The organism is Trinickia dabaoshanensis, assembly GCF_002879885.1.
GTDB lineage: Bacteria > Pseudomonadota > Gammaproteobacteria > Burkholderiales > Burkholderiaceae > Trinickia > Trinickia dabaoshanensis.
Window position 1 is genome coordinate 100,158 of sequence record NZ_PNYA01000024.1, and the last position, 22,837, is coordinate 122,994.

26 protein-coding genes, 1 tRNA gene and 1 riboswitch are annotated in these 22,837 nt (G+C 60.4%); of the genes, 18 read left to right on the forward strand and 9 right to left on the reverse strand.

What is annotated here, in order from left to right:
• Positions 1–33 precede the first annotated feature (33 nt).
• The 6 genes from C0Z18_RS23520 to glyA all read right to left on the reverse strand — a co-directional run bounded on the left by C0Z18_RS23520 (position 34) and on the right by glyA (position 4,448).
• Positions 34–651: a pilus assembly protein gene (locus C0Z18_RS23520; protein WP_102647849.1), complete on the reverse strand. Its 618-nt coding sequence runs from the start codon at positions 649–651 to the stop codon at positions 34–36.
• Entirely contained in the window at positions 648–1,472 is an 825-nt protein-coding gene (locus C0Z18_RS23525) for a PilW family protein (RefSeq protein ID WP_158244282.1), read from the reverse strand. Before C0Z18_RS23525 ends, C0Z18_RS23520 begins: the two co-directional genes overlap by 4 nt.
• Positions 1,473–1,516: 44 nt before the next feature.
• The gene (locus tag C0Z18_RS23530; protein ID WP_146014085.1) at positions 1,517–1,942 is read right to left on the reverse strand and encodes a type IV pilus modification PilV family protein; all 426 of its coding nucleotides are present in this window, start codon (positions 1,940–1,942) and stop codon (positions 1,517–1,519) included.
• A complete protein-coding gene (locus C0Z18_RS23535; protein ID WP_102647852.1) occupies positions 1,939–2,553 on the reverse strand; it encodes a GspH/FimT family protein in 615 nt (204 codons plus the stop codon). Before C0Z18_RS23535 ends, C0Z18_RS23530 begins: the two co-directional genes overlap by 4 nt.
• Before the next feature lie 161 nt (positions 2,554–2,714).
• Positions 2,715–3,194, reverse strand: a complete 480-nt coding sequence (gene nrdR / locus C0Z18_RS23540; RefSeq protein WP_102647853.1) for a transcriptional regulator NrdR — start codon at positions 3,192–3,194, stop codon at positions 2,715–2,717.
• A 6-nt stretch (positions 3,195–3,200) separates the two neighbouring features.
• Entirely contained in the window at positions 3,201–4,448 is a 1,248-nt protein-coding gene (glyA, locus tag C0Z18_RS23545; RefSeq protein ID WP_102647854.1) for a serine hydroxymethyltransferase, read from the reverse strand.
• Positions 4,449–4,607: 159 nt separating this feature from the next.
• Positions 4,608–4,707, reverse strand: a riboswitch (ZMP/ZTP riboswitch).
• Positions 4,708–4,898: 191 nt separating this feature from the next.
• Between glyA and ybgC the strand changes: the two genes are divergently transcribed.
• The 11 genes from ybgC to C0Z18_RS23605 all read left to right on the forward strand — a co-directional run bounded on the left by ybgC (position 4,899) and on the right by C0Z18_RS23605 (position 12,151).
• Positions 4,899–5,369, forward strand: coding sequence for a tol-pal system-associated acyl-CoA thioesterase (ybgC, locus tag C0Z18_RS23555; RefSeq protein WP_102647855.1), 471 nt, complete (start codon positions 4,899–4,901; stop codon positions 5,367–5,369).
• 153 nt (positions 5,370–5,522) lie between these two features.
• A complete protein-coding gene (tolQ, locus tag C0Z18_RS23560; protein WP_102647856.1) occupies positions 5,523–6,200 on the forward strand; it encodes a protein TolQ in 678 nt (225 codons plus the stop codon).
• Positions 6,201–6,210: 10 nt separating this feature from the next.
• Positions 6,211–6,663 (forward strand): protein TolR, encoded by a 453-nt coding sequence (gene tolR / locus C0Z18_RS23565; RefSeq protein ID WP_102647857.1) that lies wholly within the window; start codon positions 6,211–6,213, stop codon positions 6,661–6,663.
• Positions 6,660–7,667: a cell envelope integrity protein TolA gene (tolA, locus tag C0Z18_RS23570; RefSeq protein WP_102647858.1), complete on the forward strand. Its 1,008-nt coding sequence runs from the start codon at positions 6,660–6,662 to the stop codon at positions 7,665–7,667. The genes tolR and tolA overlap by 4 nt, the downstream gene beginning before the upstream one ends.
• Positions 7,668–7,778: 111 nt before the next feature.
• Positions 7,779–9,071, forward strand: a complete 1,293-nt coding sequence (gene tolB, locus C0Z18_RS23575; RefSeq protein WP_102647859.1) for a Tol-Pal system beta propeller repeat protein TolB — start codon at positions 7,779–7,781, stop codon at positions 9,069–9,071.
• 19 nt (positions 9,072–9,090) lie between these two features.
• Positions 9,091–9,594: a peptidoglycan-associated lipoprotein Pal gene (gene pal, locus C0Z18_RS23580; protein ID WP_102647860.1), complete on the forward strand. Its 504-nt coding sequence runs from the start codon at positions 9,091–9,093 to the stop codon at positions 9,592–9,594.
• 22 nt (positions 9,595–9,616) lie between these two features.
• Complete coding sequence (gene ybgF / locus C0Z18_RS23585; protein ID WP_102647861.1) at positions 9,617–10,366, forward strand: tol-pal system protein YbgF; 750 nt, start codon at positions 9,617–9,619, stop codon at positions 10,364–10,366.
• 72 nt (positions 10,367–10,438) lie between these two features.
• Positions 10,439–10,514 (forward strand) — tRNA-Lys (locus tag C0Z18_RS23590).
• A 115-nt stretch (positions 10,515–10,629) separates the two neighbouring features.
• Positions 10,630–11,184, forward strand: a complete 555-nt coding sequence (locus tag C0Z18_RS23595) for a hypothetical protein (RefSeq protein ID WP_102647862.1) — start codon at positions 10,630–10,632, stop codon at positions 11,182–11,184.
• A 5-nt stretch (positions 11,185–11,189) separates the two neighbouring features.
• Positions 11,190–11,432 carry a hypothetical protein gene (locus C0Z18_RS23600; RefSeq protein WP_102647863.1) on the forward strand — a complete coding sequence of 81 codons (243 nt, stop codon included), beginning with the start codon at positions 11,190–11,192 and terminating at the stop codon, positions 11,430–11,432.
• An 11-nt stretch (positions 11,433–11,443) separates the two neighbouring features.
• A complete protein-coding gene (locus tag C0Z18_RS23605; protein ID WP_102647864.1) occupies positions 11,444–12,151 on the forward strand; it encodes a hypothetical protein in 708 nt (235 codons plus the stop codon).
• A 57-nt stretch (positions 12,152–12,208) separates the two neighbouring features.
• On the opposite strand, the gene C0Z18_RS23610 is transcribed toward C0Z18_RS23605, so the two are convergent.
• The 3 genes from C0Z18_RS23610 to C0Z18_RS23620 form a co-directional block, all read right to left on the reverse strand.
• Entirely contained in the window at positions 12,209–12,721 is a 513-nt protein-coding gene (locus C0Z18_RS23610; RefSeq protein WP_102647865.1) for a DUF6876 family protein, read from the reverse strand.
• 328 nt (positions 12,722–13,049) lie between these two features.
• Entirely contained in the window at positions 13,050–14,123 is a 1,074-nt protein-coding gene (trfA, locus tag C0Z18_RS23615) for a plasmid replication initiator TrfA (RefSeq protein ID WP_158244283.1), read from the reverse strand.
• 89 nt (positions 14,124–14,212) lie between these two features.
• A complete protein-coding gene (locus C0Z18_RS23620) occupies positions 14,213–14,791 on the reverse strand; it encodes a hypothetical protein (RefSeq protein WP_146014086.1) in 579 nt (192 codons plus the stop codon).
• A 944-nt stretch (positions 14,792–15,735) separates the two neighbouring features.
• Here C0Z18_RS23620 and parA point away from each other — a divergent pair.
• The 7 genes from parA to C0Z18_RS23655 form a co-directional block, all read left to right on the forward strand.
• Positions 15,736–16,413 (forward strand): ParA family partition ATPase, encoded by a 678-nt coding sequence (gene parA / locus C0Z18_RS23625; protein WP_102647890.1) that lies wholly within the window; start codon positions 15,736–15,738, stop codon positions 16,411–16,413.
• A gap of 21 nt (positions 16,414–16,434) precedes the next feature.
• Positions 16,435–16,641, forward strand: a complete 207-nt coding sequence (locus C0Z18_RS23630) for a hypothetical protein (RefSeq protein ID WP_102647868.1) — start codon at positions 16,435–16,437, stop codon at positions 16,639–16,641.
• 190 nt (positions 16,642–16,831) lie between these two features.
• Positions 16,832–17,533, forward strand: a complete 702-nt coding sequence (locus tag C0Z18_RS33985) for a YecA/YgfB family protein (protein WP_456300767.1) — start codon at positions 16,832–16,834, stop codon at positions 17,531–17,533.
• Positions 17,534–17,734: 201 nt separating this feature from the next.
• On the forward strand, positions 17,735–17,917 hold the full coding sequence (locus C0Z18_RS23640) for a barstar family protein (RefSeq protein WP_102647869.1): 183 nt from the start codon (positions 17,735–17,737) through the stop codon (positions 17,915–17,917).
• 194 nt (positions 17,918–18,111) lie between these two features.
• The gene (locus tag C0Z18_RS23645) at positions 18,112–19,731 is read left to right on the forward strand and encodes a site-specific DNA-methyltransferase (RefSeq protein WP_102647870.1); all 1,620 of its coding nucleotides are present in this window, start codon (positions 18,112–18,114) and stop codon (positions 19,729–19,731) included.
• A gap of 13 nt (positions 19,732–19,744) precedes the next feature.
• Positions 19,745–22,471 carry a DEAD/DEAH box helicase gene (locus tag C0Z18_RS23650; protein WP_102647871.1) on the forward strand — a complete coding sequence of 909 codons (2,727 nt, stop codon included), beginning with the start codon at positions 19,745–19,747 and terminating at the stop codon, positions 22,469–22,471.
• A 128-nt stretch (positions 22,472–22,599) separates the two neighbouring features.
• Positions 22,600–22,837: transposase (locus C0Z18_RS23655; RefSeq protein WP_146014087.1), on the forward strand; the 238-nt coding region annotated here is incomplete at its 3' end.

The window sequence follows — 22,837 nt, forward strand, 5'->3', positions numbered from 1 at the left end:
CGATACATCCGGAGCGTTCGGTTCGTATTCGTACTAGTTCGCCGCCGGCGCGGAGACGATGCGCCGCCACGACTGCCGCTCCATACCTCGTTCGCGCACGATCGTGAGTTCGAGCCACGCTTGCGTGGACTCGAGCGCGCCGAACCCGCGCGCGGTGATCCAATACGCCTGTACGTCGACACTGCCGTCCGCAACGGCGGCTTCGATTACGCACTGCGGCGCACGCGCCGAGCCGGGCCAATACGGCACGGGCTCATAGACGGCACCGCCGTCGAAGGACCGGGCATCGGGTACGCCGCGCCGCACCGATGCAACGGGCGCGACGCCAGAGCGCCAATCGCGCACGCACAGGGCGAGTGCGCCGTCCGCCGCGTGCGCCGCCCGCAGATGCTCGTGCACGTTGCCGTCGAAGCGGCTCAGCGCCAACGACGCCTCGAGCCACACGGCCGACGTCGTCAGCATCATCGAGGCAAGCATCAGCGCACTCGGCAGCGCGATGCCGCGATGGCGCGCCTGCAACCGGCAACGAGCGCGGACGGCGGCGCGCGCACCGGTAAAGGGCTGGGCGCGTCTCGCGGCGGGCACCTGGTGGGCCTCGTTGCCTGCGCGTTCGCCGCATCGCCGTTGCGCAGCGGATTTCTCGATCCTCATAGCCACGCCTGCGCATGATTGCGCACGAGCACCCGGCTTGACAGCGACAGCCTCGGCCGCCCATCGCGAATCGGCACGTATTGCCCGTCGCAGCCGATGAATCCGCTCGTGCCCACCGCGCGCCGGCCGCGAGAGACGACGCATAGCTCGACCGCCACCACCTCGGCCCATTGCATTGGCGTAAGGGAAACGGTTGCGGCGCGCACCGGCTCCTCGGCACCTTGCAGCCAATAGCCGAGTTCGATCCGGTCGATACCTTCGACGATCGGTTGCGGCGAACGCCCGCCCCCATTGCCCGCGCAGTACAGTTCCGGTTCGCCACGCCTCGGCGGCTGCGCCACGTAGAAGTGATTGACGATGACCGCATGCTCCCCTCGACGGGCCACGCCTTGCCCCAGGCAATCGGTCGGCTCCCCCGATGCGCCCCGCCACGTGGCCACCGCATCGTCGATATAGCGCACGACGATGCTGTCCGAATTGGCGCGAACCGTGTCATCGCCGATGCAACCCAACTCGTCGGCCGCGCTGCCCACCATGAGCCGCGAGGAGCGGCAGCCGAATACTCCGGGGGTGACGGGAGCGCGCAGCGCGGGCAGCGCAGCGGGCGCATACCCCGCCATTTGGATTTGCTGCCCCAACAGCATCAGCGCGGTGGCTCCCGCCTCGATCATCCGCGCCGCGTCGGCCGCGCGCTCGAACGATGCGCGCTGGGCCCGGTATAGGCTCGAGGCGCCGGCCAACACGGTCAATCCAAGCGCCGCCGCGATCAGCCATTCGAGCAGCATATGGCCGGCTTGCACGCCCGGGCGGTACCGCTTCAATCTTCGTGCGTGCCTTCGTATCGAATGCGCTCGTGACGCCCCCATCATTTGCGTCCCGCGAAAGGCAGCGCGATGCAATGCGTCAGCGCCGGATCGGCGCCAACCGCGCAAGGGCTGCGAAGGCCGGAGCGGCCGAGTTCCACTCGGCCAGGCCAATGCACGAGAACCGCCCCAACCTCGTGCGCCTCATCGACGACGTCCACTTGCCCGCCAGGTATCACCGCCTGTGCGCGCGCTCGCGAATGCTCGAGCAGGCTCGAAGAGCCCGCGCGCAATCGCACCGTCTCGGCGGTCGATGCCGCCAGCCACGAGGCGTGGGCACGACGCGTCTGCGTCTCGACATCGCCCAGGGAAGCCAACTGCGCGGCCGCGATGCCCAGAAGCGAGACGGCAAGGAGCGAAACGGCCACCAGCACTTCGAGCAGGGAAGCGCCCGCGCAGCCGCGCCCATGCGTGTGAATCGGGCTCATGCGCGCCGCCCATCGCATCCCCCGCGCTCGAGCCTCGCCCGCCCGCCGGCCGCGATGCGGATGCACCGGCGCAGGCGATCGCGTTCGGGATCTCCATCGCGCAACGTCATCGCGCCGGCCGCCGCCAGTTCGAATTTGCGAAACCCCCCGATGACCTGCCCCGCGGGCGGCGTGAATTCGACTGGGGCCGAACCGGCGGCAATGGAAAGCCCCGGCACGCGCCGATACACGCGTAGCGCTCGGCCCGCGCGCCCCGCGTCGACGACGACCGCCCAGCCGCACGTCCAGCCGAGCGGGCCTCGCGAGCAAGGATGCGCGCGAGCGGCACAGCGAGCCGTGCCATCGACCGGGCATACGACGACGCGGGCGCCGCGTGCGATTGCCTCGCCCCGGGCGAAGGTCAGGCTTGCGAGCAGCGCCCTGGCCGCGCCATCCACACGATCACGCGCATGCCATCCCGACAATGCCGGAGCGGCGACCACGGCAGCCGACGCCGCGAGTACGGTAACGACGAGGAGTTCGACGAGCGAAAAACCACCGCAGCGCAACGTCCGCGATGGGTTCGTGGGGTATGGGCGGCCGTTGGAACCGCGCCCGCATAGGTCTCGCATCGCTCATTGCTCCCGTCATCGGCATCCTCGCCAATCTAACGGGTGCCGCCGGAGCGCACCATCGCCCGTTCGGCCAATGGCGCGCGAGAATGCCTGCGCTCGACAATGGCGCATTGAACAACGGCGGTGGAGAAACGACGGTGATTAGAGCTGAAACGAAATCAACGCTTGCGCGTGGGCTTATCTGGCTTCGGCCGGCGAAACTCCTCGATCACATCCTCGAAATCGGATACGTCTTCGAAGCGCCGGTACACGGAAGCAAACCGCACATAAGCGATCTTATCGAGCGCGAGCAACTCGTTCATCACGAGTTCGCCCAGCCGCTCGCTGCGCACTTCGCGCTCGCCGCTGCCAAGCAACAGATACTCGATGCGGGCCACCGCCGCATCGATCGCCTCGGCGGAAACGGGACGCTTGCGCAATGCGAGCCGCATGCTCGCCGCAATCTTGCGACGGTCGAACTCGCTGCGGCTGCCATCCTTTTTCACCACGGCCGGCAGCGTCAGCTCAACCCGCTCGTACGTCGTGAAACGTTTATCGCAGGCTGGGCAGCGGCGGCGCCGCCGAATCGCGGCGCCGTCCTCCGATACGCGCGAGTCGACGACTTGCGTATCTTCGTGCCGGCAAAAAGGACAGCGCATGGCCGATCAGCGGTAGACAGGGAAGCGCTTCGTGAGCTCGCTCACTTGCGCCCGCACACGCTCGATCGTGGCTGCGTCTTCCGGGTTGTCGAGCACGTCGGCAATCAGGTTGCCCACTTGCTCGGCTTCCTTCGGACCGAAACCACGCGTCGTCATCGCCGGCGAACCCAGACGGATACCGCTCGTCACGAACGGCTTTTCCGGGTCGTTCGGGATCGCGTTCTTGTTGACCGTGATATGCGCCGCGCCGAGCACTGCCTCGGCAACCTTACCCGTGATCTTCTTCGCACGCAGGTCGACCAGCATCACGTGGCTTTCCGTGCGGCCCGAGACGATGCGCAGGCCACGCTTGACCAGCGTTTCGGCCAGCACGCGCGCGTTCTCCACCACTTGCTGCTGATACGCCTTGAACTCGGGCGTGGCCGCTTCCTTGAACGCGACGGCCTTGCCGGCGATCACGTGCATGAGCGGGCCGCCTTGAATGCCGGGGAAGATCGCCGAATTGATCTGCTTTTCGAACTCAGCTTTCATCAGGATCACGCCGCCGCGCGGGCCGCGCAGGCTCTTGTGGGTCGTGGTGGTGACGAAATCCGCGTGCGGCACCGGGTTCGGATACACGCCGGCCGCGATCAAGCCCGCGTAGTGGGCCATATCGACCATCAAATACGCACCGACCGACTTGGCGATTTTCGCCAGCCGCTCGAAGTCGATCTTGAGCGCGAACGCCGAAGCGCCCGCGACGATCAGCTTGGGTTTGTGCTCTTGCGCAAGCTTTTCGGCCGCATCGTAATCGATGTCTTCGGCCGCGTTCAGGCCGTAGCTGACCACGTTGAACCATTTGCCCGACATGTTCACGGGCGAGCCGTGCGTCAGGTGGCCGCCTTCGGCGAGGCTCATGCCCATGATCGTGTCGCCGGGCTTGAGCATCGCGAAAAACACGCCCTGGTTCGCTTGCGAGCCCGAGTTCGGCTGCACGTTCGCGGCCTCGGCGCCGAACAGCGCCTTCACGCGGTCGATCGCGAGCTGCTCGACGACGTCGACGTACTCGCAGCCGCCGTAGTAGCGCTTACCGGGATAGCCCTCGGCGTACTTGTTCGTCAGTTGCGAGCCTTGCGCGGCCATCACGGCCGGGCTCGTGTAGTTTTCCGAGGCGATGAGCTCGATGTGCTCTTCCTGGCGGCGGTTTTCCTGCTGGATGGCGTTCCAGATTTCAGGATCGACGTTGGCGATGGTGCTTTGGGCTCTGTCAAACATACGCGTTCCGTTAAGGGTGGTCAGGTTGGCCGAATCGTGCGCGGGACACGTACCGGTCGTACGCTTGCGCTGCTGGCGGAAGGCCAGCCCAGACGTGGCGGAAGATTCCGTTGCATGGGCGAGACAACCGCTGGCGACGCAAACGACGGCGCACCATGACTCGGCTGCCCAGGCGAACGGCAAAACGGCACCCTGCGCTTCACGGTGGGTCGCTCCACCTTGACCCCGAAGGGTTTTATCGCCAGTCACGCAGGGATGAGCGCGATAGTTTATTTGAAGCGCACCCAATAGGCAATTGGGCAATGGGGCAATCGGCTCCGCCCCCCGGGATGCGCCGCGCGGCGCTCGCGCGGGCCCGCCAAAGCGGGGCGCTCGAGCGCAAACGCAATACGGGCGCGCCTGCGCAAGCAATTTCGAGACCGGTTTGTACATCCGGTAAAATGCCGGGCCATGAACCAGCCAACCAGCCATCGCGGCGTGCAATTCAGCTTCGATTGGCCGATCCGCGTCTACTACGAAGACACCGATGCGGGCGGCATCGTCTTTTTCGCGAACTATCTGAAGTTTTTCGAGCGGGCACGCACCGAATGGCTGCGCGCATGCGGCATCGATCAACGCAGGCTCGCCGAGGAGCTCGGTATCGTCTTCATCGTCAGCGAAACCGCTGTGCAATACCGCGCGCCGGCGCGTCTGGACGATGCGCTGACGATCGCCAACCGCATCGAGCGGCTTGGCCGGGCAAGTGTCGAATTCGTCCAGGAGGCGCGGCGCGGCGACGCGACGCTCGCGATCGGCACGATTCGCGTCGGCTGCGTCGAGCTCGCCACGCTCAAGCCGGTTGCGTTGCCCGCCTCGGTAGCCGATGCGTTACGGCGCGATCCGCGTGCGTTTGTCGCGGATATGTCAACGGCCGGCACCTAATTTCCGTTGAGGACTACGTCGATGAACTAGTATCGTGCCGGTCGATACCAAACGGGGTTCCGCTTTGATGCGGCAACGCTTTCAAGTGGCCGACTATTACCCTTTGCGTACCTTGCAGGGACCTCGCCGTTCTGACGCATAAGCACACTTTTTATGAATAACGCACAAGATTTGTCGATCATTTCCCTCGTCCTGAACGCGAGCGTGCTCGCGCAAGCGGTGATGGGGCTGCTGCTGCTGCTCTCCCTGATGTCGTGGACGTTCATCTTCCGCAAGTGGTTTGCCATCCGGCGGGCGCGGGCGCAAACTGAACAATTCGAGCGCGATTTCTGGTCCGGCGGCGATCTGCAGGCGCTGTATCAAAGCGCGGCGAACAACCGGCACACGATCGGCGGGCTCGAACGGATCTTCGAATCGGGCATGCGTGAGTTCTTGAAAGGCAAGGAACGGCGTATCAACGACCCGGGCGCGATTCTCGACGGCGCGCGCCGCGCGATGCGCGCGGCCTTCCAACGCGAGATGGACGTGCTCGAGGCCAACCTCGCCTTCCTCGCTTCGGTCGGTTCGGTCAGCCCTTACATCGGTCTGTTCGGCACGGTCTGGGGGATCATGAACGCGTTCCGCGGCCTGGCCAACGTCCAGCAAGCCACGCTCGCGAACGTCGCGCCCGGTATCGCCGAAGCGCTGACGGCCACCGCGATCGGCCTGTTCGCCGCGATCCCGGCCGTGGTTGCCTACAACCGCTACGCGCACGATATCGACCGGCTCGCGATCCGCTTCGAGACGTTCATCGAAGAGTTTTCGAACATCTTGCAGCGCCAGGCGCATTAAGGAGTACGCGATGGCCGGCTCCACCAACCGATCCAGCATGCGCGGCGGCCGATCGCGCCGCGCGATGGCAGACATCAACGTCGTGCCGTACATCGACGTCATGCTGGTGCTGCTCGTCATCTTCATGGTGACGGCACCGCTCGTCGCCCCCTCGATCGTGAATCTGCCCACGGTCGGCGGCGCGGCGCCTCAGCAGCAAACGCCTCCCGTCGTCGTGAACATTCGCGCCGACGGCAAGATGAGCGTGCGCTACAAGGACGATGCGGGCGGCGCCGAACAAGAGCAGCAGATGACGCGCGCCGATCTGAACAACTTCGTGACGGAGCGTGAAGCGTCGCATCCCGATCAACCGGTCGTGATCGCCGCCGACAAGACCGTCCAGTACGACGCGGTCATGAAAGTGATGTCCGACTTGAAGGCGCGCGGCGTCAAGCGTGTAGGCTTGCTCGTCAAATCGCAATGAATCGCAAGCAGTCCGTCTATCCGCTTCAACCGCCTCGCGAGCGCGGGACGTGGCGGGCGTTCGCCCTCGCGCTCCTGATCCACGTGCTGCTCGGGTTGTTCCTCTACCACGGCATCCATTGGCAAAACAGCACGCCGGCCGGCGCCGAGGCCGAGATTTGGACCGATATTTCGCCCACGCCCACGCCGAACGCGCCCCCTCCTCCGGCACCGCCCGTGCGCGTCGCGCCGACGCCGCCCATCGATCAGGAACAGGCCGATATCGCGCTGCAAGAAAAGAAGCGTAAGCAGCAGGAAGCGGCGGCACGCGCCGCGCAGCTCGAGCAGGAGCAGCGTCAAAAGGCGCTGCAAGAGCAGCAGGAGCAAGAACGCCGTCAAGCGGAGCTCGCGCGCCAGCAAGCCGAGCAAAAGGCCGCCCAGCAAAAGCTCAAACAAGAGCAAGCCGAGAAGCTGCGCGAGCAACAGGCGCAGGAACAGCAAAAGCAGGCGCAACTGAAAAAGCAGGAACAGGAAAAGCAAGCGCAGCTCAAGCAACAGCAACTCGAAGCCCAGCAAAAGGCCGATGCGGAAAAAGCCGCGAAGGCCAAGGCGCTCGCTCAGCAGCAGGCCAAGCAAAAGGCGCAGCTCGAGCAAGAGCGGCGCGCGCGGCTCGCGCAGTTGCAGGGGATGGCCGGCCAAAGCGAAGGCGGCAACGGGCTCGCGAAGAGCGGTACGGGCAGCGGTTCGGGCGGCACAGCGGCGTCGCCGGGCTACTCCGACAAGGTGCGCCGGCGTGTACGGCCGAACATTATTTGGGGCGGCGAAACGGCGGGGCTCGAGACGGTCGTCTCGGTGCACTGCGCGCCCGATGGCCAGGTGCTGTCGGCCTCGATTCAAAAGGGCAGCGGCAACGCCCAATGGGATCAGGCCGCGTTGAATGCCGTGAATGCGTCCAATCCGATGCCGCTCGACACGAACGGACGCGCACCGGCGTCGTTCCTGATCACGCTGCGGCCGGCGGGCTGACCCAAGGCACGGAAGGCACGTTTCGATGATCCGGACCTTATCAGGAACGATTCGTGCGTTCGAGAGTCTCTTGGCTGTCGTGCCATTTTTTCGTTTTATGGGATTTTCAGCATGAGTTTGATGACGAAACTAGGCCTGCGGACGTTGTTGGCGTCGTGCCTCATCGCGTCGGCCGCCTCGGCGCATGCGCAGCTCAACGTGCTCGTGACGGGTGTCGGCTCCACGCAGTTCCCGATCGCGACGGCGAATTTCGCCGGCGAAACGGGCGCACCGCAATCCGTCAGTGAAATCGTGCGCCAGGACCTGCAGCACAGCGGCAAATTTTCGCTGGTCGATGCCGGTTCCACGCCCGTCTCCGAAACCGATTCCGTCGATTTGGGCGCATGGAAGGTCAAGGGCGCCAACGCGTTCGTCGCCGGTAGCGTTCAGCGTACGGCGAACGGCCAGTACGACGTGCGTTTCCGGCTGTACGACACGGTCAAGGGCCAAAGCCTCGGCGGGCTGTCGTTTACGACGCCGCAAGACAGCCTGCGCCTGACCGCGCACAAGATCGCCGATTACATCTATTGGAAGCTGCTCGGCACGCGCGGCGTATTCGCCACGCGGCTGTCGTACGTCGTGAAGGTCGGCAACCGCTATCAGTTGCAGATCTCCGATTCGGACGGCCAAGACGCGCATGTTGCGCTGTCCAGCCCCGAGCCGATCATCTCCCCCGCCTGGTCGCCCGACGGTACGAAGGTGGCTTACGTCTCGTTCGAAAAGCGCAAGCCGATCGTCTACATCCACGATCTGCCCACCGGGCGCCGCGTGGTGATCTCCGATCAGAAAGGCAGCAACAGCGCGCCGACGTGGTCGCCGGACGGCCGCACGGTCGCCGTTGCGCTGACCTTGACGGGCAATACGCAGATTTATGCAGTCAATGCGAACGGCGGCGGCTTGCGGCGCCTGTCGCATAGCACGGCCATCGATACCGAGCCGTTCTACTCCCCCGATGGCCAGTGGATCTACTTCACGAGCGACCGGGGCGGCCAGCCGCAGATCTACAAGATGCCCGCGCAGGGCGAGAGCGCCGGCGCGGCCCAACGCGTGACGTTCACGGGCAATTACAACACGAGCCCGCGCGTGAGCCCCGACGGCAAGGAACTCGCCTATATTTCGCGCGTGGGCGGAGCGTTCAAGCTCTACGTCCAGGACCTGGAGACCGGCGTCGCAACGGCGCTGACCGACACGACACATGACGAATCGCCCAGCTTCGCGGCGAATGGTCAGTACGTTCTTTACGCCACTCAGGTGAACGGCCGTGGCGTGCTGGCCGCTGTTTCGACCGACGGTCGGACGCGGCAAATCCTGTCCGTTCGGGGCGGCATTGTGACCGAGCCGTCTTGGGGTCCATTTATGCAATGACACACAAGGAGAGTAAGAAATGATGTCCAAACTTCGTATCGCATGTGCCGTGGCGCTGGTCGGTGCGTTGGCAGCGTGCCATTCGGGCACGAAGCTGAATGAAAACCCGACGCAAGGCGCCGTCAGCACGCAGCCGAGCGCGAACACGGTCGCCCCGGTCACGGTTGACGAACTGAACGACGCGAACAGCCCGCTGGCCAAGCGCAGCGTGTACTTCGACTTCGACCAATACTCGGTCAAGTCGGACTACGACTCGCTGCTCAAGGCGCACGCGCAGTACCTGCAAAGCCACCCGCAGCGTCACATCCTGATCCAAGGCAACACGGATGAGCGCGGCACGGCCGAGTACAACCTGGCGCTGGGCCAAAAGCGTGCGCAAGCGGTCATGCAAGCGCTGGAAGCCGACGGCGTGCCGGCGTCGCAAATGGAAGCCGTGAGCCTCGGTAAGGAAAAGCCGATGGCGCAGGGTCACGATGAAGCTTCGTGGGCGCAAAACCGCCGCGCGGACATCATCTATCAGTAAATCGTAACGGGTGACAAAGCGTATGACGCACCGTTTCTCCTGGCTGCGCGGTTCCGCAGCCGTATGCTTGGCGGCATCGGCGCTCGTTGCGGCGCCGGCGCACGCGGGCCTGTTCGACGACGATCAGGCCCGTCAAGCCATCCTCGACTTGCGAGCGAAGACGGACAACCTCACGAGTCAATTGTCGGCCGCGCAGCGCTCCTTGATCGATCAGCAGGGGCGCCTCGATCAGCTCAATCAGCAGATCGCGACGCTGCGCGGGCAAAACGAGGATCTGACCAACCAGGTCACCACCTTGCAGAAGCAGCAAAAGGACTACTACACCGATCTCGATGGGCGGCTCAAGAAGCTCGAGCCGCAGTCGGAGACGATCGATGGAGTCCAAGGCACGGTGCAGCCCGGTGAAACGGATGCGTTCAACGCGGCGTCGCAGCAGTTTCGAAGCGGCGACTTCAAGGGCGCGGCGGCGGCATTCCGCAGCTTCGTCGCGAAGTATCCGCAGAGCCCCTATCAGCCGACGGCGCAGTATTGGCTCGGCAACGCGCTGTATGCGCTGCACGACTACAAGGGCTCGACGGCCATTTGGCAAGGCATCGTAAAGAACTATCCGCAGCACCCGCGCGCACCCGAAGCGCTGCTGGCGATCGCGAACAACCAGCTCGAGCAAGGCCAGAAGGCGGCCGCTCGTAAGACGTTGCAAGAGATCGTTTCGCAGTACAGCGGGTCGGACGTGGCGCAAACCGCACAGCAAAAGCTGGCGCAGACCAAGTAGCAATCGGCTGAAGCGAACCTTGCAGGCCGGCGTTGACGAGCTTTGCGAGGGTCGCTATAATCTCGCCTCTTCGGGTCGTTAGCTCAGTTGGTAGAGCAGCGGACTTTTAATCCGTTGGTCACTGGTTCGAATCCAGTACGGCCTACCAAGAAAATCAAAGGGTTACCAGCGCAAGCCGGTAACCCTTTGTCATTCATGGCTCCGTTATGGCTCCCCGGTATACTGGGCCTTAACTGCTGCCAGAGTCACTTCATGGGTGTGCGATGCCGAAGATCGTGCCGATGATCCCCTCCGAAGTCCTGCTTCGGGAGTTCGACAAACTATCGCCTTCGCTTCTACTCGTCCCGGAACAGGTCGCGATGGTGACCGGCACGACGCCTGAACGCCTGCGTGAAGAACGCCGGGCCGGAAAGCCGCCCCCCTTCGTGTCCGATGGCAAGCGTGTTCACTACGTGCTGGGCGTCGTCCGGGACCACGTCTGGTCGCGAATCAAGTCTGAAACGTTCAACAGCACCCGCGACGCGCAACGGGCCTCGGCGAATCGTGAGGCCGGCCTCGACGTTGAGCTGCTTCGCGACAGGTCCCCGATTTTCCGTTTTTCGTCGTTCGGCGACTTCCTCACCCAGGGTGGCCTCGACGATCAGTGGCCGTTTACAATTGTCGCTGGCAAACCGATCGACTTTTTTGCGTCGCTGGCGGTGGGCAGCGAACTGCCCACCGACGGCGTTGCATGCGGCTGGCTATCGCTTGACGAATATCTGATGCACCGGCGACAGGCTGCTCACGCGGAAGCATCCGCACTCCAACGTAAGAACTGAAAATCATGACGGGTTCCTCCCTTACGACCGAAGCGCTTTTATCCAAGTTCGCCGACCTGGACGGCAGCCTGTTGCTGTCGTGCGAACAGACCGCGATGATCCTGGGCACGTCCTTGGCCGCGCTGGACGCGGAACGGAAAGCTGGCACCGGCATCCCTTTCGTTAAGACCAGCGACCGTGGAACCTTCTACTACCGGTTGGGCGATGTCCGCGACCATCTAAACTCGGCGCGCAATCCGAAGGCGTAACGAGGGCCGTCATGCCGCGATTGCCTCGCGAGGCCACCGAACGCCTCATTTCCAACGAGATTCTGCTCACTCAGCTCTCGACGCTGGATGAGCTTGTGCTGCTCGTTCCCGACCAGGTCGCCATGATCTTGGGCCGGAGCAAAGAGACGCTCAAAGAAGAGCGTGATCAAGGCCGCCCGCCGCCGCACGTCAAGACGAGCGAGAAAGGGGCTTACTATTATCGGCTGGGCGACGTTCGCGATTACCTGCGCGTGTTGCAAACGTTCATCACCGAGGAAGAGCGTGCCGTCTATTTCAAAAAGCACAAGATCAACGGACTCGACGAGATTCGCCCGTTGATGGAGCTGCGGAACAAGCGGTATCAGGAGCAGGCTCGGCTCGATGCTGTCGGAAAGAAAGGCATGGGCTTCACGTCGATCGGCGATTTCCTCACTCGGGCCCTACCCGACGACGAATGGCCGTTTACGGTTGTCGATGGCAAGCCGATCGACTTCTTCACGTCGCTCAGCCTGGGTGCGGAAACGCTTCCAGAGGACGGTGTGGAGTGCGGTTGGCTGACTCTCGACGACTACCTCGTCATGCGCCGGGACGCGGCGTTGCAGGAACGCCAGCAACGCGAAGCGGCAGAGCTGCGCGCTGTGGCCGACGAAGCGACCACCGACCCGCTTCCCGCGTATGAGCGGCCGGTGATGGGTGGCAAGCCGCGCGGACGGCTCTAACCGCAGAATGGGCGGCCTCGCGCCGCCCTGCCCTCGTCGACCGTGGCCGTTGCTCGATCAATACTCGCTCGTGAGCATGAGGTACCAGCACGGGCCGCGTGACGTCTCGCCCCAGACGGCGTAAAGCTTGATGCCTTCGTTCAACGGAAACGTGTGCGACGTGTAGCGCTGCGTGTAGAGGGTCTTGCCGTTGCCATCGGTGATCAGCAGTTCTGCGCCGCCGTCCGCTTGCGGGTGCAGCTCGACGGTCATGAACCCGTCGTCGTAGTTCCGGCCCGGCACCTTCTGCGCAACCCAGGCCATCGAATCGGTCACGAACCAGGCGCATTGAGCCGACTGGATCAAAAAGTGAACGCCGTCCGTGTAGACCGCGTTGCGGAACAAGACACCCAACCCGTAGAGATTTTCCGTGCCCGTGAAGTGGCGAAGCGCCGTGCGAAGGTTGTTGGCGTCGATCGTGCCGTCCTTCAAATGAGTTGCATCATCTGCAGTCGTGAGAGCCTGGGGGGCGGAGGAACCGCCGCGGTTTTCGTCGTTGCCGTTCGTGATGGGTTGTTGTGCGTTGCTCATAGCTTCTGCTCCTGGTGGTGAAGGTCTGCTGCCGTGTTTCGCCTGGCGCATAACGAGCCCTGCCGGCACCGGGGCACGGGGCTGGCCGGAAGCCGCACGCGCGGACGACGCAGGAGGACGCGAACGGGTGAGGACCAGCAGCGCAGCGGTCCCTTGACCAGGACGGTGTCGGTGGGGCTATGCGTCGAGGAAGGCGAAACGGGGCGGCGTCACCACCGGGTATCGAGCAACGCGCAACGGGGGGAACCCATCACGTCCGTGGCGAGGATCGCCGCGGTGGGTTCGGCCGTAGGTTGGTGTATGGGAAACGGCCCAGCGGCCGTTGTGATCAAAGCGCGACGCGGGAGCGCTGACGTGCAGCGGCTTTTTCCGCGGTTGACCGCCTGTCGCGCTCGGCGAGCGCATCACTGATGTCATCGGCCAGCGGCATGACAGCCTTGGGCGGCACCGTCGCCACTACGACCGGCTTGGGCGGACGGAACAATGAGTTCGTCGCTTTGACGACGTGCAGCTTGTCGCGCTCGATCACCGTGCCTTTTGCGAACAACGGCGGCTCGCACGTTTGCAGTTCCTCGATCGCCTCGCGCACCTTGATCCGAACGTTGCGCAGCGCGGTGTTCGCGGCCATGCCGCTCAGCTCCTGCAACCGCTCGAGCGCCATCGGAATGGGATGGCTGTGGGTTGAGAAGTAATCGTGCATCCACTTCGCCAGCGATGACCGAAGCCGAGCCTTGCGGCGAAGATCGATCTCGGTCACGTCGTCGGTGAACAGCGAGACGATGAGCGGGTTGATCGAGATCATGTAGCGTCCAGAGGTCGGATCGCGCTTGACGCGTTCGATCAGGTTGACCCATACGTCCTCACCGCTTTCGCGGTTCTCGACCATCAGGAACGCACCCATGAGCCGCTTCAGCGACCGGACGATCGCCGTGTTCGTTCGCTGATCGTTCTCGCGGCGATTCAGGACGCGGCACCACTCGTTCAGCGAGAAAGTCACAGGCAGGCCAGCGGCCCCGGCCTGTCGCGCGGTCAGGATCGCGACCTGCCAGACCTCGCCGTCCGCCTGGTTCAGAACCTCTCCCCGATACACCACCTTGTATTGACTCGTCGACGCCACCCGTTTCTCGATCACGACGCCGACAATGCGTGGAGCGGAGGCGTCCTCGTCCGGCTCGTTCGGAACGACGGTGCGAACGCAGGAGAACAGTGCGCTGCGCGACACCAGGTTGGGCACCATCGGCAGGCCAATGGGCCAATCTGCGGCCGGCGCGAAACCGCGCCCGGTGGCCCGGACGATCCCGGGCATGGGTTCTGCGCTGCGCACGATGATCGGGGCGATCGGCAGGATGTCGCTGCGCGTGGCCGATTTCTTCGCGCCGTCCGATGCCTTGCGCCGGCCCACCGAGAGCTGACGCCTACGTGTCGCGGCCGAAGCACCTGCTGCTGGAACATTAGCGCCTGGACGCGGGAAAACCTGGCGTAGATGCGTGCTCATGCCACCACCCCGCCGGACACTTTGAGGTTAGCCTTCGCGACACGGCGAGTGAGATCTTGCCGTCCACGATCCGATGCAGCTTTGCGCGCGGCCAGCGCCGTGGCGAACTCGTGCTCGAATCGATCGATCCCGGCGTTGAGCGCAACGACAAGGATGGCGCGCATGACTTCGCTGACACGGGCACCGGTCCGAGTGCGGATGCCCTCCATAGCCGCCCATGCCTCGTTGCCGAGCGAGGTTGCGATGTTCCACTCGTGCGCATGCCGATCCGGATGCTTGCGTCGGGCTACTTGAGCCAACACTTCAGCATGAATAGCATCGGTCAGGGCGGCATCCGCGACGGTCTTCGTGATGAGGATCCGGACGATCGTGGTGCGCGGCAGTTGCAGCGACACCTTCGTGTCAATCGCTGCGTTTTGCTGGCGGGAGATCGTGGTACTCGCGCTGTTCAGCAGAGCGGGACGGGTTGGCATGGACAGGCTCCTTGGGTTGATCCACACCCAGTAAAGCTCCAGCGCGGCCGATTGTCGAATAACGACGGCATATATCGGCATGTTTTCGACGCTTTTTTTCACGGGGCTGCATGCGCTGGCAAGATGGCGCCGTCGCTGCGTCATCCGGTCCGCGCGTCGTCGGGTCTATGAACGAGCGTGCAGGCTCTATGAACGACGATGCGGGACTCTATGAACGACGATGCACAGATCTATGAACGAGTGTGCAGAACCTGCCCGCAAACCCTTGCCGGATCAGGGTTCCGGCCGCGCTTAAGGTTTTTATAAAGTACATAAGGGGAGCGCCCCTCGGGGGCGCGTTCCCCTCTTATACGTACATGTACGTCGTACTCTAGAAAAAGAGAGCAGGAAGGTGGTTGGGAACCTGCCAGAAGGCAGTTCCCACCACCCGACCGGTTTAATCCTGTAGTTTTGCGGTGCCGGCGGGAACACCAACATCTGGGCGGCTATCGCCGCCTCGGCACTCAACCCCGGTAACCGCCTTCGGCGACGAACCGGGGCCATCACCGCGGGGTGAAGCGTTACCGTGCCCATGTGCGGCAGGTCAGCGGCCCCGGGCTCTGAGCGCGAAGCGGGATCGTCCACTCGCCTCCGGCGAGGTTTTCACGCGTCCGAGTTCTGCCCCATCAAGCACTCGCCCATGCCAAACCCGACGTCCGCGCCAGCAACGAGTGAAAGCCACCCTGTCGATGAGTACCGGCAGTCCCGGCTTTGCCCGATGACACGCCGACGGGCATCCCCGCATACCGCACGAGCGGCAAGCGCGTCGAGCGATCGGCCTCAGGCGACGGACGCAGGCTCCGCTGGGCAATCGTGATCGGCACGATCGCCGCTCATCGCGTTTTTGATGAACGGTCTACCAAACAATTTGAATTTCCGTAGGAAGTACGGTTACATCGTGTTGTGCCACGGCACAAAGGCACCGCGGCACAACTACGCAACGGCACGTCTGTGCCATGACACACCGGCACACGTCGGCACACCAACACCTGAATGCGGAGCAATCGATGATCACCATCGGCCTGGTCTCGGAAAAGGGCGGCAGCGGCAAGAGCACGACCGCGATTCACCTGGCGGTGGCTCTCGCCCGCCGGCAGCAGCGCGTGTTGCTGGTCGACAGCGACAAAGCGCCAGGGTCGGCGGTCCGGATGTGGGCCGCGAGCCACGACCAAGCGGACATCGATGTGATTGGTCTGGATCGACCGACGCTCGACAAAGACTTGAAGAAGCTTGGGCGCCAAGACGACGTTCAGATCATCGACGGCGTGGCGAACGACCCATTGATGTCCGTGGCCGCGATCAAGGCCGCAGATCTCGTTCTGATCCCGGTTCAGGCCACGCCGAACGACCTGTGGGCGCTGTCCGGGCTCGTCGACCTGGTGCGTCAGCGCCAGGCTCTGACCGACGGCACGCTCCGCGCCGCGTTCGTGCTGACCCGCGCGGCGCCACGCACCCGGCTGCTTCGCGAAGCGACGGCGGTATTGGGCGACCTGGGCGTACCTCTGCTGTCGACCGTCGTTCATCAGCGCGTCGCGTATCCGACGGCGCTGTCGGAGGGCAAGACGGTCTTCGACGACATCAAAAGTATCGATCGCCCGGCGCTGCTTGCCGCACGCGCCGAGATCGACGCGCTCGCGGACGAATGCCTGGCTCTGGTTGCGCAACCGCTGGCCTGCGCCGCTTAACGACGTTCCCTGGAGATCACGATGGCCCTGACCGTCAACCGCCCCGCCGCTGTTCCCGAAAAGCTGCAACGCCTTCTGGCGAATGACAAGCGCGTGCGCTTGTCGATCGACGTGACCGCAGACAAGCTTCGTCGGCTGAAGATCTACTGTGCGACGACCGGGAAGAGCCAGTCGCAGGTTGTGAACGAGGAGATCGACGCCCTGCTGGCGAAAGCGCGCATTGAATGACGTCGAACGTTTCTGTCCGAGACGACAGATGCGCGATCGGCGCAGGACGCATCGAACGACCAAGCCGGGCCTTGTCTCTGATCGGTAAAATGGGGGCTTTCCGTATGCGTCGCCGCGAGCCACTTCGCTGATCGTTTCAAGACGGTCGGCCAGGCGTCGCCGTGACCGCCCTATCCTGGACCATTTGCGCATGATTCATCAGTCCGACGATGAGATCGACGAACTCGACCAATTTCTGATGTCCGACATGGTGTCGGACGACGCCATGATGATCGACACGCTCGACGGATTCCTGACGGCCATCGCCATCGGTCCCACCACGGTGCTGCCGAGCGAATGGTTGCCGGCCGTCTGGGGCCCAACGCCGGAGGACGCGCCGCACTTCGAGTCGATGGAACAGGCCCAGCACGTTTTCGGCCTTCTGATGCGCCACTACAACGGGATCATCCAGACGCTTGAACACGATCCCGATTCAATCGCACCAGTGTTCAACATCAACAGCTACCCGGACGATCCGCACGAGTACCTGGACGGTGAAGCGTGGGCGCACGGTTTTATGGACGGCGTCGGACTGCGCCGGACCGATTGGCAACCGCTGTTCGACGATGCCCAGGCAAAGGCTTGGCTGCGGCCCATCCACCTTCTGGGCGCGGAGGACGTAAGCGACGAGGAGGAGTTGCTCGTGCGCTGGCCCAAACAGCGCGAGGAGCTTTCGGAGCAGATCCCCGACAGCATCCTGGTTGCCGTACCGCGGCGCAGTGCACGAACGGCAACTTGCGACGACGATTCAGCGGGCGGCGCCCAAGATCGGCCGCAACGATCCCTGCCCGTGCGGCAGTGGGAAGAAGTTCAAGAAATGCTGCGGGGCGGCAAGCGTTCTGCATTGACGTGATGGCGCTGGGCGCTCCTCGTCGGTCAGCCGTGCTTGCGCAAGCCCCTTCCGAGGTAGCGCCGTCGGAAGGGAAAGCGCAGGCGCCGCCGGCAGGTTGCGGCCAGGAACGGTCACTGGTACTCGGTGCCAGAATCGTCGACATCCGACGATGGAGTACCTATGGGAACCGCTTAGACACACAACAGAATTCGGAAAAGCGCGATGACGAAAGTGTTCGTGGACACGACTGAAATTACAGACTGGCCTTCGTTCCATCGGGTCTTCGCGCAGATCTTTTGTTTTCCCGCGTTTTATGGCAACAACATGGACGCGTTGATTGACTGTTTGAGTTACCTCGATGAGCCCGAGGCTGCGATGACGAGATCTGGGCTACGGTATAATTAGCGATATGCTTGGGTTGGAACCTGACTTCCTGAAGGTATAGAAGAAACGGCTGGAAGAAGGTCGGGGATCAAGATTGCTGAGAAACTCCCCGTCCTGCGGGAATGGGAAGAGGAAGCAGGTGAGTAGAGCATTACAACCAATTTCGAAAAACAGACTACTGGCAAGCTGTGCCAGTTAATCAAGAAAGCCGATTTATGCCAACACTTCACTGGGTGGGAAAAGACAAGGTAGTCAACCACCATCATGATGTGCCGTTTCGTTTGCTAGATAAGCAATACAGCTTCAGTGCAAAAGAAAGTACACCTACGAACTCAACGAACAATCGTATTATTCATGGCGATAACCTTGAAGCCTTGAAGAGTCTTTTGCCTGCATTTGAAGGAAAGGTAAATTGCATCTACATTGACCCGCCCTACAATACTGGCGAGGAAAACTGGATTTATAACGATGCTGTGAATGACCCCAAGATCAAGAAATGGCTTGGTCAAGTCGTGGGTAAAGAAGGCGAAGATTTAAGTAGGCACGACAAATGGCTGTGCATGATGTATCCACGTTTAAAGCTGCTGCATCGCTTGTTGGCTGACGACGGTGTGATTTTCATCTCAATCGACGACAATGAGCAGGCTACGCTCAAGTTGATTGTGGATGAAATTTTCGGCTCAGGCAATTTTTTGGCTAATTTCATTTGGGAAAAACGCACCAACAGAGAAAACCGAAAGATGGTCTCTGTCCGTCACGATTACGTATTGGCATACTGCAAAAGCTCTAATCTTGACTTTAATGTCTTGAAGCAAGTGCCGATGACGGAGAAGGCGCTGGCGAATTACAAGAATCCAGATGGCGATGTGCGTGGACTGTGGAAATCTGATCCAGCAACAGCACAGGCGGGTCATGCTACTCAGTCACAGTTTTACACACTCATTGCCCCCAATGGGAAAAGGCATGAATTGGTGAGCGGCAGATGCTGGCTCTACACCGAGGAAGTAATGCGCCGAGAAATTTCAGAAGGGAAAATATGGTTTGGTAAAGATGGGAATGGAGTGCCACGTGTGAAAACCTACTTGAATGAGAAGGAGCGTGGCTTGACCCCTGAGACAATATTTTTTGCCAGCGACGCCGGTACAAACGAATCGGCTAAGGCTGAGATTAAAAATATCTTCAATGGGCTATCAGCGTTTCAAACGCCAAAATCTGTCTTGTTGGTCGAGATGCTGCTCCAACTCGCTACCTCAAAAAACTCAATCATTCTTGATTCATTCTCAGGCAGTGGCACAACTGCCCACGCTGTCCTGAAGTTGAATGCCAAAGATGGCGGCAATCGCCGATTCATCTTGTGTGAAATGATGGACTATACAGAAACCATCACTGCTGAACGGGTTCGTCGTGTCATCAACGGCTATGGAGAAGGTAATAAGGCTGTAGCTGGTACAGGTGGTGGCTTTGACTACTACACCGTGGGTGCGGCTTTTTTCAAGGAAGACAAGAATCTCAATGAAGAAGTAGGTGCTGATGCTATTCGAGACTACGTTGCCTATACTGAGAGCATTCCTCCGTCGCAACAGTTTGGCAAAGACAATCCAATCACACCTTACGCTTTAGGTGCAACGGAAACTGCATTATTGGTCTTCTATTACGAGAGGGACAGGATCACGACCCTAGATCTTGATTTTCTGGCGGCCCTGAACATCAAGAGTCTTCCGTCTAGACCGGAGCAATTTGTGATTTATGCTGATAAGTGTGCTTTGGACAAAGATTTCTTGTACAAGCACTCGATCACGTTCAAGCGTATTCCGCGAGACATCACCCGCTTCTAAGAAAAGATAGAACATGGAACTTAAAGACTATCAAGCGGACGTGCTCACGGATCTGAGTAATTACTTGGATACCCTCCTTGAATGCAAAGGGCATCTGGCGAAGGCTTTTACAAAATTTTGGAAAGACCGGGGAGTGCTGGATCAAGTCTATAAGAACAACATCAAGGAAGTTCCCCATGTCTGCGTGAAGGTGCCCACTGCTGGCGGAAAAACCTTCATTGCAGTCAATGCCTTGGACAGAATTTTCTCTGCCTTTGCAGAGTACAACCCCACACGTCCTAAATTCGTAGTGTGGTTGGTTCCTTCTCTGACGATCCTTGAGCAGACGATTAAGAACCTATCCAACATTGATCACCCATACCGCCAACGTTTGAACGATCTGTTCAATGGTCGTGTCCAGATTTATGACAAGGGCGATGTGCTTCAAGGTGCAGGCTTCAATGCCGACACTGTGCGAGAGCAGCTTTCAATCGTTGTGATGTCCTTTGACTCACTCAAGGCGACGAACAAGGAAAACCGTAAGGCATTCCAAGAGAACGGCTATCTGGCGTCGTTTCTCAATGACAATGGCGAAGCTGTTGAGCCCTTGGAGGGAACCGATCCTTCGGCTCTCATCAATGTCATGCGCAGTCTCAAGCCGGTTGTGGTTGTGGACGAAAGCCACAATGCCGAAAGCACCTTGTCTGTTGACATGCTTCGCAACCTCAACCCGAATTTCATTTTTGACCTGACTGCCACGCCACGCGACAACAGCAATATCATTAGCTATGTTGATGCGTTGCGGCTTAAGAAGCAAAACATGGTCAAACTTCCTGTGATTGTTGCTAACCAGCGCAGTCAGGAAGATGTGATCATGGCGGCTCTGAATATGCGTCGCCAGTTGGAAGAGTTTGCCAAGAAAGCCGAAGACAAAGGCGGCGGCTACATTCGTCCTATCGTGCTGTTCCAGGCTGAACCAAAGAACAAGGACGACACAACCACCTTTGAAAAAATTCGCGAAATTCTTCTTGAATTGAACATTCCTCGTGAGCAAATCGCGATCAAAACTGCGAGTGTCAACGAACTGAAGAAAGATGTGAATTTGATGGATCGTAGCTGCCCCATACGATACATCATTACGGTCAATGCTCTGAAAGAAGGCTGGGACTGTCCATTCGCCTACGTGCTTGCCACGCTGGCAAATAAGTCCTCTGTGGTCGATGTGACTCAGATTCTTGGGCGCGTGCTTCGTATGCCCTACACGCGAAAGCACGGTGTAGAACTCCTGAATTTGAGTTACGTGTTCACATCGTCTAGTCAGTTCCAAAGCACCTTGAACCAGGTCGTTGAAGGACTGAACAAGGCTGGTTTCTCCAAGCGTGACTATCGGGAAGTGGATCTGTCTTCGCTTGAACTGGAGCCAAGTCCTGGCCCTTCGCCTACCCAAGAGGAACTCAACCTCACGGCTCAAACGGGTGACGAAAAGAACGAGAAGACTTCGGAATCCGATGAAGGGCAAGGGCTAAACGTAGAGAAAAATAAGCTCAATCCTGAGTGGGAGCAACAGGCCGTTGAGCAAGCTACGAAATCAGAGGCCGACAAAAGCGAGCAAGAAGCTCCTGAAAGTGATGTTGCTGGTGTTGAGGCGATCAAGGCTCAGGCTGTCGCACAGGCTCAAGAATTTGAACAACAAGCGAATGCTACGGATGGCGATAGTTGTCCGGATGAACTGAAGGTTCATATGAACGAGCACAAGATTAAGCCGATCTTCGCAGAATCGGCACAGGCAATCCAGTTTCCACAGTTTTTCATCAAACTTCCTTCAGATGGTGGCTTTTTCGACACTGATGACGAGTGGCAAAAGCTTGCCAAGGAAAACTTGCTGTCTAATTTTGTGTTGGGAAATCTTGACGCCACAATCGATTTCGCTGCCGCTGAAGCAGATGTCTACGCGGTAGATGCGGAAGAAATAGGTAAAGGGGAGAGTGCTCCGTCTTTCACGGCTGTGAAAAAGACACAGAAGGAACGACTCAATGCCATCATCAAGAGTCAGCCAACTTCAGGTCAGATTACGTCGATCGTTGCCCGGCTCTTTAGCTTGATTGGCAAGAACACCTTTTATCCGATTGAGGACAACGACGTAAAGCATTACCTCACTCGTATTGTGGAGGCAATGAATAGTGATCAACGTGCTGATTGCCTAGAGCGTGACTATGCCTATGTCAAGCTCATTAAGGAAAAGATTCAGAGCCTCGCCAATGAGTATGCTGCAAAAGAGTTCGGTCACTGGCTGACGACTCAAAAGATCAAACTTCGTCCAGCATTCTCGCTTCCTGCCGCGATTGCTCCGAGTGAAAACGCCCCTGCTATCGGCAAGAGCTTGTATGTCACTGAGGCAAGTGTTAACACCTTGGAGGCGAAGGTCATCCGTGGTGTCGCAGACTTGGAAAATATCGTCTGGTGGCACAAGAACCTTGAACGGGCTAAGGGTTTCTTGATCAACGGTTTCCTGAATCACTATCCTGACTTCATCATTCTCACCAAAAACAAGAGCATCGTTATCGTGGAAACGAAGGGTGATGATAGGGACAATTCGGACTCCAAGGTTAAGCTCAAGCTTGGGAATATCTGGGAGGCGCAAGCAAACCAGATTTCACATGAAACAGGCTATCGCTACCACTACATGATGGTCTTCGATAAAAACCCCATCGAGGGTGCCTATACAACCGGCGAAGTCTTGAAGCTTATCGAAGACCTGTAAATCGAAACTAAAGAAGGCAACCTTAGTAGGTTGCCTTTTTGCTTAGTTGGTCCTTTCTTGAGCTTCCCCTGAAATTTCGCCTTCCAAGAGGTCATGTATAAACTCGACGGAAAGGAAGGGAAACAGGAATGTTCAAGGTACCCAAACAGGCATACACGGCGGAGTTCAAGGCAGCGGCCGTGCAACGGATCAAGGATGGCCAAGGGTTCGCCGTGGTGGCCCGCGAGCTGGGCATGTCGGAGCAGACGCTTCGCAACTGGGTGAAGGCCGATGAGTCAGGCAAGCTGAACGGAGCGGGAGCGAAGCCAGTCACGCCGGAGCAAATGGAGCTTTCGCGGCTGCGCGCGGAGAACAAGCGCTTGCAGA